This is a genomic window from Thiocystis minor (genome assembly GCF_016653465.1).
GTDB classification, from domain to species: domain Bacteria; phylum Pseudomonadota; class Gammaproteobacteria; order Chromatiales; family Chromatiaceae; genus Chromatium; species Chromatium minus.
In genome coordinates this window covers 18,016-31,098 of the sequence record NZ_NHSQ01000068.1, presented here as the reverse complement: position 1 = coordinate 31,098, position 13,083 = coordinate 18,016, and the positions used below count along the sequence as shown (strand labels likewise).

The window sequence follows — 13,083 nt, the reverse complement described above, 5'->3', positions numbered from 1 at the left end:
GTCAGTTGTCAGTTGTCAGTCAGGATGCCGGGGAGGCCGCGATGAGGAAAGGTTTTCATAGGTCTCGTAGGCACTGACGATACGCTGGACCAGCGTATGCCGCACCACGTCGCGGGCGTTGAAGAAGGTGAAGCTGATGCCGTTGACATCCTTGAGAATCTCGACCGCCTGACGCAGGCCGGAGGGTTGGCCGCGCGGCAGATCCACCTGCGTCACGTCGCCGGTGATCACGGCGGTCGAGCCGAAACCGATACGGGTCAGGAACATCTTCATCTGCTCGGGCGTGGTGTTCTGGGCCTCGTCGAGGATGATGAACGAATCGTTCAGGGTGCGACCGCGCATGAAGGCCAAGGGCGCGACTTCGATGACATTGCGTTCGAGCAGCTTGGTGACTTTCTCGAATCCCAGCATCTCGAACAGGGCGTCATAGAGCGGGCGCAGATAGGGGTCGATTTTCTGGGCCAGGTCGCCGGGCAGGAAGCCGAGCCGCTCGCCCGCCTCCACCGCCGGACGCACCAGCAGCAGACGCCGCACCCGATCGGACTCCAGCGCCTCGACCGCGCAGGCGACGGCTAGGTAGGTCTTGCCGGTGCCGGCGGGGCCGACGCCGAAGTTGATGTCGTGCTTGAGGATGGCGTGCAGGTATTCCTGCTGGTTCGCGCCGCGTGCCCGGATGAGACCGCGCTTGGTCTTGATGACGACCTCCGGCAGGCGGTCCTCGACCTGTTCCAGCAGCGCGTCCGCGCCGGACTCCTGGAGCGCGAGGTGGATGATTTCTGGCGTCAGCACACCTCGTTCGGTCTCGTCGTAGAGATGGCGCAGGAGTTGTTCTCCAAGTCGCGCCGAGTCGCGCTCGCCGATCAGCCGGAACGCGAAACCGCGATTGTTGATCTCGATGCCGAGACGGCGCTCCAATTGGCGCAGATGTTGATCGAACTGGCCGCAGAGGTTCGCGAGGCGCGTGTTGTCCTCGGGTTCCAGTTCCAGATCCAGCGTGTGCGGTTGAGTCGTCAAGCGGAGCGAGGCGTCAGGCGGCCACGGAGCGAATTGGGCAGGGCTTCGGTGATGGTCAGATCGACGAAATCGCCGATCAAGTCGGTCGGCCCCTCGAAATTGACCACGCGATTGTTCTCGGTCCGCCCGGCGAGTTGGTGCGGATCCTTGCGCGACGGGCCTTCCACCAGCACCCGCTGGACCGTCCCGACCATCTGGCGGCTGATGCGCTGGGCGTTGCTGTTGATGCGCTGCTGCAGACGTTCCAGACGCGCCTTTTTCGCGTCTAGCGAGACATCATCCGGGTAATCCGCCGCCGGAGTGCCGGGGCGACGGCTGTAGATGAAACTGTAACTCTGATCGAAGCCGAGATCGTCCACCAGCGCCAGGGTCGCGGCGAAGTCATCCTCGGTCTCACCCGGAAAGCCGACGATGAAATCGGACGAAAGATGGATGCCGGGCCGCGCCTGCCGGAGCCGCTGGATTTTGGCGCGATAGTCCGCTGCCGTGTGACCGCGTTTCATGGCGGCCAGGATGCGGTCCGAGCCGGACTGCACCGGCAGATGCAGAAAGCTGACCAGTTCGGGCACCTCCGCGAAGACCTCGATCAGACTGTCCGAGAATTCGAGCGGATGGCTAGTGGTGAAGCGGATCCGGTCAATCCCGTCAATGGCGGCGACATAGCGGATCAGTAGCGCAAGATCGGCGGTCTCGCATTCGCTGTTTGCCACCCGCGGAGTCACGGGACTGAACATGGATCCGCGATAGGCGTTGACGTTCTGCCCTAGCAGATTGACCTCGCGCACGCCCTGCTCGGCTAACCCCGCGACCTCGGCGATCACGTCATCGAAGGGACGGCTGATCTCCTCGCCGCGGGTATAGGGCACGACGCAATAGGTGCAGTATTTGGAGCAGCCCTCCATCACCGAAACGAAGGCGGTCGGTCCCTCGGCGCGCGGCGCCGGCAGACAGTCGAACTTTTCGATTTCCGGAAAGGACACATCCACCTGGGGTAGTCGATCGGTCCGGAGATCCTTCAGCATTTGCGGCAGCCGGTGCAGGGTCTGCGGACCGAACACCAGATCCACATAGGGCGCCCGCTCGCGGATTGCCGCCCCTTCCTGACTCGCCACGCAACCGCCGACGCCGATCACCAGATCCGGGCGGGCGACCTTCCAGGGGCGCCAGCGCCCGAGTTGGGAGAAGACCTTTTCCTGCGCCTTCTCGCGGATGGAGCAGGTATTGAGCAGCAGCACGTCTGCGTCTTCCGGACGATCGGTCAATTCCAGGCCCGCTGACACGCGAAGGACATCCGCGATCCGGGCGGAGTCGTACTCGTTCATCTGACAACCGTAGGTCTGGATATAGAGCTTGCGATGCATGAGAGGATGTTGGAACGGGCGAACGATCGTGATGACTTGCTCGCTCTGAAAGATGGGGGCGCGGAGGCGGTCTACAACCCACTGAGTCGGGAGGAGGTCGCGAATACCGCTGCATGACAATGGATGCAGCGTAACCGAACGAATTCGGACTTTGCAACCGCCGCATGGATGCGCGCCCATCCTCTCCGCGCCGCCATTTCGACGGTTTCGATGAGACCTGTCGGTCGGAAGGCGATACGCAAAAAACACGAAAAGGCAAAAATTCGCAAGTCAAGATAGCGGCTCAGAGCAAGAACGTAGTCGCTCGATTCTATTGATCCAGATCAATCAACCTGGATTCGACGGATGAAACCGCCGCGCCGCGCCGGAAGCAAAAAAGCGATAAGAATCAGCTTTTCCACGGCTTGAAAACGCCCCGCCGATCCGCCATTTTCCATGGCAAGCCTTTGAAATCCTTCCGTCTCCGCACGCCACGACGACTCGGTGCGCCGTCATCTGGCCGAGTTCATTTTGCCGCTGGTCACAGCATATAGTCAGGGCTACACTTACAAACCACAAGATATAGTGCTTCCGCCTAATATTGGTTTTTTCCTCGCAGATCGCCAAACGATCTGAATTTGGACGAAAAAACCACCTATCGAACTCTTCAAAAACGCCAGAGGCCCCATGATGGGAAGCGAGACGAATTTCCCGACCCTGCCAACCCGCGTGCTCAAGCGCGACGGGGTCGAGGTTCGCTTCGACGCCGCCAAGATCGAGTCGGCGATTCTGCGCGCCGGTCAGGCCAGTGGCGAGTTCGGTCCTTTAGAGGCCGGATTGTTGACGGCCCAGGTCATCAAAGTGCTGGCTCACCGCTTTAGCGACGGACGCCTGCCGGACATCGAGGGCATTCAGGACGTGGTGGAGCAGACGCTGATCAGCGCCAACCACTTCGGCACCGCCCGCTCCTACATCGTCTATCGCGAGCAGCATCACAAACTGCGCACCGACCACCGCACCCTGGTGGATGTCGGCGCCTCGATCGATGAGTATCTCGACCGCTCGGACTGGCGGGTCGCGGCCAACGCCAACCAGGGCTATTCGCTGGGCGGGTTGATTCTCAACACCTCGGGCAAGGTGATCGCCAACTACTGGCTGAATCATGTCTATCCGCCCGAGATCGGCGAGGCCCATCGCGAGGGCGATTATCATATCCATGACCTGGACATGCTCGCCGGCTATTGCGCCGGCTGGTCGCTGCGCACCCTGCTCAACGAGGGTCTGAATGGGGTGCCGGGCAAGGTCGAGGCGGGACCGCCCAAGCACATGTCCTCGGCCATCGGACAGATCGTCAACTTCCTTGGCACCCTGCAGAACGAATGGGCCGGCGCCCAGGCGTTTTCGAGCTTCGATACCTACATGGCACCTTTCGTCCGCATCGACGGACTGGATTATCGCCATGTCAAGCAGGCGATTCAGGAACTCATCTATAACCTGAATGTGCCGTCGCGGTGGGGCTGCCAATGCGTCGATGATGAGACCGAGTGCCTGACCGAGCATGGCTGGAAGCGCTACGACCAGATCGCCTCGGGTGAGCGTATCGCCACCTTTGACTGGCGCAACAACCGTCTGGAATATCTCAAACCGCTGGCGCTGAATGCCTACGACTTCGACGGCGACATGTACGTGCTGCGCAATCGCACGCAGGAACAATGGATCACGCCGGGCCACAAGGTCTTGCGCAAGGTCTTCAACTCGGAGGATCGCTGGGTACTGGAAGACATCGAGCAGGTTGCCGAACTCAAGTCCCCGATCATCGTTCCCAATGCCTGGGAAACCACGTCGGTGACCGAGATCGACGATCGGATCGTCATGCTGCTGGCCTGGGTGGTGGCGGAAGGCAACTTCGATTTCCATGCCGATCGGCGGCGGGTCAGTCTCTTCCAGTCGAGCGGCCATGCGGAAAACGCGGCCGAGATCGAATGGGTGCTGCATGAGCTTGGCTTCAGCTTCCACCTTCGCGAGCAGACCGGAACCTATGCGAATTTCCCCGTCTATCGCTATCGGCTAAACAAGGAAGGCAGTGAGTTCGTTCTGAGCTACACGGAACGCAAATGCGTGCCCGACATCATCCGGACCCTGTCCGCCCGCCAGATCCGTCTCTTCCTGGATACCTATATCAAGGGCGACGGCAGTATCGAACCTAGCGGGCGCATCCGGATCTACACCAATGATCGCGACAATCTCGACGCGCTACAGGAACTCTGCGTGCTCGCCGGTTACGGCAGCAGCGTTTATACACGCAAGGATTCGGGCGTTCATGTTCTGAACCTGATCCGCAACCGCGAGACCTATATCCAGCTCATCGAGCGCCGGCCTTACAAGGGCAAGGTCTGGTGTCCGACAACCCGCAACGGCACCTTCGTCGCGCGTCGCCATGGCAAGACCTTCATCACCGGCAACACCCCCTTCACCAATCTGACCTTCGATTGGGTCTGCCCCGAGGATCTGCGCGAGCAGGTGCCGGTGATCGCGGGCGTGGAGCAGTCCTTTACCTATGGCGAGCTTCAGGCCGAGATGGACCTGATCAACCGCGCCTATATCGAAGTCATGACCGAGGGCGATGCCAAGGGCCGGATCTTCACCTTCCCGATCCCGACCTACAACATCACCCACGATTTCCCCTGGGAGAGCGAAAACGCGGATCATCTCTTTGAAATGACGGCCAAATATGGCCTCCCCTATTTCCAGAATTTTCTCAACTCCGAACTGACCCCGAACATGGTCCGTTCCATGTGCTGCCGGTTGCAACTGGATCTGCGCGAATTGCTCAAGCGCGGCAACGGCCTCTTCGGCTCGGCGGAGCAGACCGGCTCGCTGGGCGTGGTCACGATCAACTGCGCGCGGCTTGGCTTCACCCATCGCGGCGACGAACCGGGTCTGCTGGCGCGGCTCGACGCACTTCTGAACCTGGCGCGCAACAGTCTGGAGATCAAGCGCAAGGTCATCCAGCGGCACATGGATGCCGGGCTTTTTCCCTATACCAAACGCTATCTAGGCACCCTGCGCAATCATTTCTCGACCATCGGCGTGAACGGGATCAACGAGATGATCCGCAACTTCACCAACGACGCCGAGGACATCACGACGACGCGCGGCCATCAGATGGCCTGCCGACTGCTCGATCATGTGCGCGCACGGATGGTGGAGTTTCAGGAGGCCACCGGGAGTATGTACAACCTGGAGGCCACGCCCGCCGAGGGGACGACGTACCGGTTCGCGCGGGAGGACCAGAAGCGTTTTCCCGGCATCCTCCAGGCTGGCACCGCCCAGACGCCTTACTACACCAACAGTTCGCAGTTGCCGGTGGGCTATACGGACGATCCCTTCGAGGCGCTTGCCATGCAGGAGGCGTTGCAGAGCAAGTATACCGGCGGCACCGTGCTGCACCTCTATATGAGCGAGCAGGTTTCGTCCACGGACGCCTGCAAACGGCTGGTGCGCCGCTCGCTGGAGAACTTCCGCCTGCCCTATATCACGGTCACGCCGGTGTTCTCGATCTGTCCCATACACGGCTATATCGCCGGCGAACATCCTTTCTGCCCGATCTGCGACCGGGAAGTCATCGCCCGCAAGCAGACCGAACATGATCGCGCCGTCGCCGAGCGTAAAGACTCGGCACGAACCAGCGCCGATTAAATCCATCCAATGATTTATCAGGAGAGCGACAACATGAACGACGCACGCATCGAACTCAAGACCGAGGAACGCACGCCTTGCGAAGTGTGGACCCGCGTTATGGGTTATCACCGCCCGGTTTCCGCGTTCAACAATGGTAAGCGTGCCGAACATGCGGAGCGTTGTTATTTCTCGGAGCAACCGGAAGTCGCACCGCGTCGCGTGGACCAGCTCGCCGCTTAGTCACTGTCCATCAATGACTTCCTGATCGGTCGAACGATGAAGAGAACCACGGATGGACACCGATCCACACAGATTCATCCTTGATTAAGGACGCCCCACCTCCGCGCCACCACATCCTCGACGCATCTAGAGACCGGCGGTGTTCGATGCGCTGATGTGCTTCAATTTGTGTGTATCTGTGTTCATCTGTGGTTCAGTGAAAGGCGTTCGCCGCAGAGCATGATGGGGTCTGCGGCGAACGGCACTGCTCACAGCGGGAACAATTGATGAACACTTTTTCAACATTCATGACGTTGTGCTCAGGCACCGATCAAGTATGAACGCGGCACCGACTGTCGATGCCGAATCCCTGCGAATCGGCGGACTCACCCGGCTGACGACCATCGATTATCCAGGCGAGCTGGCCGCCGTGATCTTCTGTCAGGGCTGCCCCTGGCGCTGTCGTTACTGCCATAACCGCGACTTGCTCGATCCCGACGCGAACACTGTCATTGATTGGCGCGAAGTGATCCAGTTTCTGACTCAGCGACGGGGATTGCTCGATGCGGTGGTGTTCAGTGGCGGAGAACCGACCGCTCAACAGGCGCTTTCGTCGGCGATGTCCGAGGCGCGGGGGCTGGGCTTCAAGATCGGGTTACATACAAGCGGAGCCTATCCCGAACGTCTGCGCCGTCTGTTGCCCCTGCTGGATTGGGTGGGCCTGGACATCAAGGCGCTCCCTGAGGACTATGACCGGATAACGGGGGTCGAAGGCTCGGGGAAACCGGCCTGGGAGAGTCTGTCGCGGCTGCTGGAGTCGGGGATTGCGCTGGAGGTCCGCACCACGGTCATGCCCGACTGGACACCGCCGGAGGTCGCCGCCATCGCGCATGCCCTCGCGGATGTCGGCGTCAAAAACTACGCCTTACAGGGCTGCGACACCCAGCACGCACTGGATCGAAATCTTCCTAATCTCCGCTTTCCGCTACGAGAACTCGCCGGAGACATCGAGAGCGGGCGTTTCGCGCGCTTCACGCTCCGGGAAGCCTGAACCGAAACCGCATCCGGAATGACACGCATCGTTTTACCTCGCGATCGCTCGGCAGAGGATGCATGCCATGCCGGTCGCAGTTTAAAACAGTTCCATCATCATTGTTTGGGCCACATCGGTGGGTATTCCCGAACGCGAGAAACTACTCTCGTTAGCGGCCTCCACCACCTGGAGTTCAACCCGTGCGGTTCCGCTGCCAAGCATACCAATTTCCCTGGCTGCGCCCTTGGAGAGGTCAATCATGCGGCCATGGGCGTAGGGGCCGCGATCATTGATGGTGACTTCGACCGAGCGGCCATTGGCCTTGTTAGTCACCATCACCTTGGTGCCAAAACTCAAGGTCTTGTGCGCCGCAGTCAGGGCGTTCGTGTTGAACCTTGCTCCACTGGCGGTCTTGCGGCCATTGAAACGATCCGCGTAATAGGAGGCGGTACCTTCGGTGACGACTGCCTGCGTCTGCGTCGTCGGCAGAATTGAAAGTGTCAGTAGAAACGGGGATAGCCATCTGCGTCGTTTAACCAAAACGCTTCCTCTTGTAGTCTCGTTGTGGTGTATGGGCGCCTCGGAAGGACCCTTCGTCTTCGATCCGAAGGGCTATTTTACAGGGCGAGGGGCGCGTTTGGCCACCCTTCCAATCAAATTGAGAGTTAATTGCAACATAATCGAAACATTGGCGGGCGAGACGCGCCTGAAACGGCGACCCTCAGGAAGTCGGAATGTCCTGGTCCGTCTTGCCGTTGGAGTCGAAATCGATCTCGTCCCAAAAATCTTCCTGACCTTCCACCGAGGGCGGATTGCCGTCATGGACCAGGTTGAGTCGGCGTTGTAGATAGGCATCGCGCAGAAAGCCATAAGAATCCAGCGCGGCATCTTCCAGGATCTGACCGGCGGTGAGATATTCGGCGCGGCGATCGACGAACTGCAGACCCAACAGACTCCAGTAGATATGATCCTCCCGGATGTTAATCAGTGGGTCCGTGAACACGTCGCCGGCCAGACCGATGGTATCGCGCATGCTGCTCGGCCCCAGGATGGGCAACATCAGAAAGGCGCCCGATTCAAGCCCCCAGTAACCGAGCGTCTGGCCAAAATCTTCCTTGTAGCTCGGCAGGCCCACATTGGTGGCCACGTCGAAAATCCCCAGCACTCCGATCGTGGAGTTGATGAAGAGTCGTCCCACATCGCTCCCCGCCCGCGACATTTTGAACTGCAGGACATTATTCACCGCCGAGGTCACATCGGCGATGTTATGAAAGAAATTGGTGACGCCGCGATCAACCGGCTCGGGCGTAATCGCTTGGTAGCCCTTGGCGACAGGTTGCAGAAACGCCTTGTCGAAATCGGAGTTAAATCGGTAGACCGCCCGGTTGAACGGCTCCAGTGGATCGCGCGGATCCACCACCCGGTCTGGATTCGTGGCACAACCGCCGGTCAAGAGGGTCGAGCACAACACCCCCAACCAGCCCAACCGGAATGCGTCCATTTCGACACCCTTCATTGGTAGTTTCTTTTTCCCAGTGGAGTTGTGAAATGCTATCACAGTGCTAGCCGCTCCCGGAGGCTAGCCTGATCGGATCATAATGGACCTGCCCGACAACGGACTCAATACAGGACCGACACCCCGTACCCAAGGCGCCGAAGCAACGCGATGACTCCCGCATCCCCCGGCAGATGCAAGGCGCCGATGGCGATGAACCATCCGCCCCGATCCAGCAGTGGCCGCATGCGCTCCACCATCCGCCGATTGCGCGCGTCGATCACGACTTCCCGGAACAGCTCCGCCAGCCGGGGATCGCCGCCCTGGAGAGAGGACTCGCTGAGATCGACCAGACGTCCAAGATCGCGTTCCAGATAGACCTGCATCAATTGCTCGAACATGATCGGCAACTGACTTCTGGATTTCAGGGTCTCGCGCAACAGACCGATCTGATCGGCTTCGCTCATCCCGTCGAAGACGGCAAGCTGCTCTTCCATCGTTTCCAATCCCTGAACGGGTCTGCCCGATTCGAGCGCGGCGCGATACAGCATGATATCCAGGAAATGCCCCGTCTCGGTCGGCGGGGTACTCAGCAGGGTCATCACCGCCCAGGGCTTGAAATCCTTGAACGCATCCTCGGACATCCCGATGTCGGCGAGCGCCGCGGCTGTCTGGGGGTAAAGATCGGGCGGAAGCACCTCATGCAGGGTACGGCCGTCGGTATAGGTCATGGTGACCATGGCCTTGATGATCGCCGCCGCGTCGGGAATCACCTCCAGCGCAACGCCGGAGCAATCATCGAAGGCCGCCCGGACCGGCGGAGGAAGTTCGGTCGCACGGGGATCCTCGCTATGGATCGTCCCGAACAAAACGCTGGAAACCGCTGCCGTCGGCGAACTGATCTGATAGAGAAGCCCGTGCGCCGCGCGCCCAACCTCTCCCACTGCCGGGCCGCTCAGCAGGAACGCCCAAAGGACGACGCTCCAGACAACCCAGTGCCGGAAAACCCTCATGACGCGGATATCGCTCAATCCAGCATGACCCCATGGCAATCGTTACTCGAAACAACCGGCAATCAAGAACGAAAAGTCGCTCTATCCGCAGTCAATGTTTGGCATTCGCCGCGCACCCACTTATGCTGTCGCCATGAATGATGAAGAACAGATTCCTGATGGTATCGCGCAGCGCTTTCGTGGCTTTCTGCCGGTGGTCGTCGACGTGGAGACCGCGGGCTTCGACGCCCAGCGTCATGCCCTGCTTGAAATCGCCGCGGTCATTATCCGCATGAAACCGGACGGAAGGCTAGAGCCATCGGCCCCGATCGCCTGTCATGTCCTGCCGTTCGTGGGCTCGGAGATCGACCCACGGGCGCTGGCGTTCAATCGCATCGATCCGGACCACCCCTTCCGCGACGCCATCTCGGAACAGGATGCACTCACCCGCATCCTCACGCCGATTCGCAAGGCCGTCAAATCGACCGGCTGCAATCGCGCCATCCTGGTGGGGCACAATGCCCATTTCGACCTGGGTTTCGTGAAAGCGGCGGTGGAACGCACCGGGTTCAAGCGCAATCCCTTCCATGCCTTCAGCGTCTTCGATACGGTCTCGTTGAGCGGGCTGATGTTCGGTCAGACGGTGTTGGCCAAGGCCGCGCGGGCGGCCGGGCTGTACTGGCAGAACAGCGAGGCGCATTCGGCCATCTATGACGCCGAACAGACCGCGCGCCTCTTCTGCATGATCGTCAACCGCTGGCACGATCTCGATCCGGTGCGTTTCTGGGAGAACAGCCCGGATGTCTTGACCTTGATGTCGAAAGAAGGCTGACCTGGTCGTTGTCTCTTTCGTTGTCGTTGTCGTTGTCGTTGTCGTTGTCGTAATCGATATAACCATGCGATCAGAATTCTCCCGCCCCTCATGGTTTCGCTGTCCGATTGCTCATGGCCGAATTGCACTGATTCCTCGACAACGACAACGACAACGACAACGACAACGACAACGACAACAATTGCATTCTTTACTGTTTGTTTAAATTGGTTTTATTACTTGTTAACTAACCGCCAGCCTCCTCTGTCTTGGCGACCGCCTGCTCCATCAAGGTTTTGAGTTCCCCGTTGGCATGCAATTCAAGGGTGATGTCGCACCCGCCAACCAGTTCGCCGTCGATATAGATCTGCGGAAAGGTCGGCCAATCGGCATAGCGCGGCAGGTTCTCGAAAATCTCGGGATCCTGCAAAACGTTGACATAGGCAAAGGGAAGACCGCACTCCTGCAATGCCGCAGCGGCCCGCATGGAGAATCCGCACTGCGGAAACTGCGGGGTACCCTTCATGTAGATCACGACCGGATTTCCCTTCACCTGATCGCCGATGCGCTCCAAAACATCCATCGCTTCACCTCGTTAAGAATTGACAATAATCAACGACTATCGGGACGCGCCCCGGCATTTCAAGCCAGATACCGCTGCAACCAGAGTTCCAGCAGGGCCAGGTGCCAGAGCTTGTTGCCCTGGATGCGGGTGTGGTGCAGATCCGGCGCGTCCAGCAGTTGATCGAGATAGGCTTGACGGTAGAGACCGCGCTCGCGGCTGGCGCGCGAAGTGAGCGTATCGCGCATCAGCTCCAGAAAGGGTCCTCGTACATATTTGAGCGCCGGCATGGGGAAATAGCCCTTGGGCCGGTCGATCACGGCGTCCGGCAGCAGACCGCGCGCCAGCGCCTTGAGCGGATACTTGCCGCCCTCGCGCAGTTTCAACTCTGGCGGACAGCGGGCGGCCAGTTCGACCAGTTGATGGTCGAGGAAAGGCACCCGCGCCTCCAGCCCCCAGGCCATGGTCATGTTGTCGACCCGCTTGACCGGGTCATCGACGATCAGCGTGGTGACATCGAGCCGCAGGACCGCATCCATGAACTCGTCGGCGTCCGGCGCGTCCAGGCGCTCCGCGATCAGGGCGGAGGTATGGTCCGCGCCGGCATAGTCATCCGTGACCAGGCGCCGATATTCGGCGTGGTCACGGTCGAAATAGTGCTTGGCGAAACGCTCCAGTCGACTGCCCCCGGTCTCGTCGCGCATGCGCGGATACCAAAAATACCCGCCGAAGACCTCATCGGCACCCTGTCCTGACTGCACCACCTTGATCTCGCGCGCGACCTGCTCGGCGAGCAGATAAAAGGCCACCGCGTCCTGTCCGAACATCGGCTCGGCCATGGCGTCGATGGCCTCCGGCAGGCGTTGCAGCACCTGCGCATTCGGCACCAGGAACTTGCGATGACGGGTGCCGTACCGTTCTACGACCAGATCCGAATACTGGAACTCGCTGCCCGCTTCCTCCGGCGTATCCTCGAAGCCGACCGAAAAGGTCCGCAGGTCCGCCACGCCCGCCTCCGCCAGCAGCGCGACCAGCAGACTGGAGTCCAGACCGCCGGACAGCAGCACGCCCACCGGCACGTCTGCCACCTCGCTGCGGATCTTGACCGCGTGACGCAGCGCGTCGTGGATCGACTCCAGCCATTCGGACTCGCTCGGCGGACGCTCGGGGCGGGTCGCCGACAGATGCCAGTAGGCCTGTTCGGTGCGGCCGCCGCTGGCGTCCAGGCGCAGCCAGTGACCGGGGGCGAGCTTGCGCACGCCTTGCAGGATGGTGCGCGGCGCCGGCACCACGGCATGTAGGGTGAAAAGGTTGTGCAGCGCCACCGGATCGATGGCCGTCTCGACCCCGCCTGCGGCCAGCAATGTCTGCGGATTGGAGGCGAATCGCAGTGCGCGACCCTGCTCCGACCAATACAGCGGCTTGATTCCGAAGCGATCGCGCGCCAGAAACAGCACCCGCTGGTTGGCGTCCCAGACCGCGAAGGCGAACATGCCGTGCAATCGCTCGACGCAGCCGGTTCCCCAGGCATGCCAGGCTTTAAGGATGACCTCGCTGTCGCCCTCGGAGAAGAAGCGATAACCCTGTTCCTCAAGTTCACGCCGGAGCGCGCGGTAGTTATAGATGGTCCCGTTGAAAACCAGCGCCAGCCCGAGTTCCGCATCCACCATGGGCTGATTGGAGCGCACCGAGAGGTCGATGATCGACAGCCGTCGGTGTCCGAAGGCCAACGCCCCATCGCTGTAACTGCCGCCGTGATCCGGACCGCGCCGGGTCAGCTCGGCCATCATCGACTGAATCGACGCCAAGCTCGCCGGCATGCCGTCGAAGCGTAACTCTCCACAGATACCGCACATCGCATCGTCCTCGTTCAACGGCGCCTTGGGTTCATCCGCAGGTTTGTACGAGGTTTCAGCCTCGCACTCACTCGCGGCGA

The 13,083-nt window shown here is 60.5% G+C and carries 11 protein-coding genes; 4 read left to right on the top strand and 7 right to left on the bottom strand.

The features are described 5' to 3' along the window. Positions 1 to 15: 15 nt before the first annotated feature. Together CCR95_RS08310 and miaB are read right to left on the bottom strand one after the other, a co-directional pair. Positions 16 to 1,014 carry a PhoH family protein gene (locus CCR95_RS08310; protein WP_201093465.1) on the bottom strand — a complete coding sequence of 333 codons (999 nt, stop codon included), beginning with the start codon at positions 1,012 to 1,014 and terminating at the stop codon, positions 16 to 18. Beyond that, a complete protein-coding gene (miaB, locus tag CCR95_RS08305) occupies positions 1,011 to 2,375 on the bottom strand; it encodes a tRNA (N6-isopentenyl adenosine(37)-C2)-methylthiotransferase MiaB (RefSeq protein ID WP_201093463.1) in 1,365 nt (454 codons plus the stop codon). The genes CCR95_RS08310 and miaB overlap by 4 nt, the downstream gene beginning before the upstream one ends. Before the next feature lie 669 nt (positions 2,376 to 3,044). Between miaB and CCR95_RS26320 the strand changes: the two genes are divergently transcribed. The 3 genes from CCR95_RS26320 (at position 3,045) to CCR95_RS08290 (ending at position 7,305) form a co-directional block, all read left to right on the top strand. Next, positions 3,045 to 6,053, top strand: coding sequence for a ribonucleoside triphosphate reductase (locus CCR95_RS26320; protein WP_201093559.1), 3,009 nt, complete (start codon positions 3,045 to 3,047; stop codon positions 6,051 to 6,053). 33 nt (positions 6,054 to 6,086) lie between these two features. Then, positions 6,087 to 6,275 carry an anaerobic ribonucleoside-triphosphate reductase gene (gene nrdD, locus CCR95_RS26315; RefSeq protein WP_201093461.1) on the top strand — a complete coding sequence of 63 codons (189 nt, stop codon included), beginning with the start codon at positions 6,087 to 6,089 and terminating at the stop codon, positions 6,273 to 6,275. A gap of 316 nt (positions 6,276 to 6,591) precedes the next feature. Beyond that, complete coding sequence (locus CCR95_RS08290; protein ID WP_201093459.1) at positions 6,592 to 7,305, top strand: anaerobic ribonucleoside-triphosphate reductase activating protein; 714 nt, start codon at positions 6,592 to 6,594, stop codon at positions 7,303 to 7,305. Between the two features lie 81 nt (positions 7,306 to 7,386). Here the strand turns inward: CCR95_RS08290 and CCR95_RS08285 are convergent, their stop codons facing one another. From CCR95_RS08285 to CCR95_RS08275, 3 genes are all read right to left on the bottom strand, one after another. Then, on the bottom strand, positions 7,387 to 7,827 hold the full coding sequence (locus CCR95_RS08285; protein ID WP_201093457.1) for a septal ring lytic transglycosylase RlpA family protein: 441 nt from the start codon (positions 7,825 to 7,827) through the stop codon (positions 7,387 to 7,389). A 181-nt stretch (positions 7,828 to 8,008) separates the two neighbouring features. Next, the gene (locus CCR95_RS08280) at positions 8,009 to 8,803 is read right to left on the bottom strand and encodes an MlaA family lipoprotein (RefSeq protein WP_242523127.1); all 795 of its coding nucleotides are present in this window, start codon (positions 8,801 to 8,803) and stop codon (positions 8,009 to 8,011) included. A 104-nt stretch (positions 8,804 to 8,907) separates the two neighbouring features. Beyond that, entirely contained in the window at positions 8,908 to 9,795 is an 888-nt protein-coding gene (locus CCR95_RS08275; protein ID WP_242523126.1) for a TraB/GumN family protein, read from the bottom strand. A 133-nt stretch (positions 9,796 to 9,928) separates the two neighbouring features. Between CCR95_RS08275 and rnt the strand changes: the two genes are divergently transcribed. After that, complete coding sequence (gene rnt / locus CCR95_RS08270; protein WP_201093452.1) at positions 9,929 to 10,606, top strand: ribonuclease T; 678 nt, start codon at positions 9,929 to 9,931, stop codon at positions 10,604 to 10,606. Between the two features lie 226 nt (positions 10,607 to 10,832). Here rnt and grxD read toward each other — a convergent pair whose 3' ends face one another. Both grxD and CCR95_RS08260 read right to left on the bottom strand, forming a co-directional pair. Further along, positions 10,833 to 11,168, bottom strand: coding sequence for a Grx4 family monothiol glutaredoxin (grxD, locus tag CCR95_RS08265; RefSeq protein ID WP_201093450.1), 336 nt, complete (start codon positions 11,166 to 11,168; stop codon positions 10,833 to 10,835). Between the two features lie 59 nt (positions 11,169 to 11,227). Next, the gene (locus tag CCR95_RS08260; RefSeq protein WP_201093448.1) at positions 11,228 to 13,003 is read right to left on the bottom strand and encodes an N-acetylglutaminylglutamine amidotransferase; all 1,776 of its coding nucleotides are present in this window, start codon (positions 13,001 to 13,003) and stop codon (positions 11,228 to 11,230) included. Between the last annotated feature and the right edge of the window lie 80 nt (positions 13,004 to 13,083).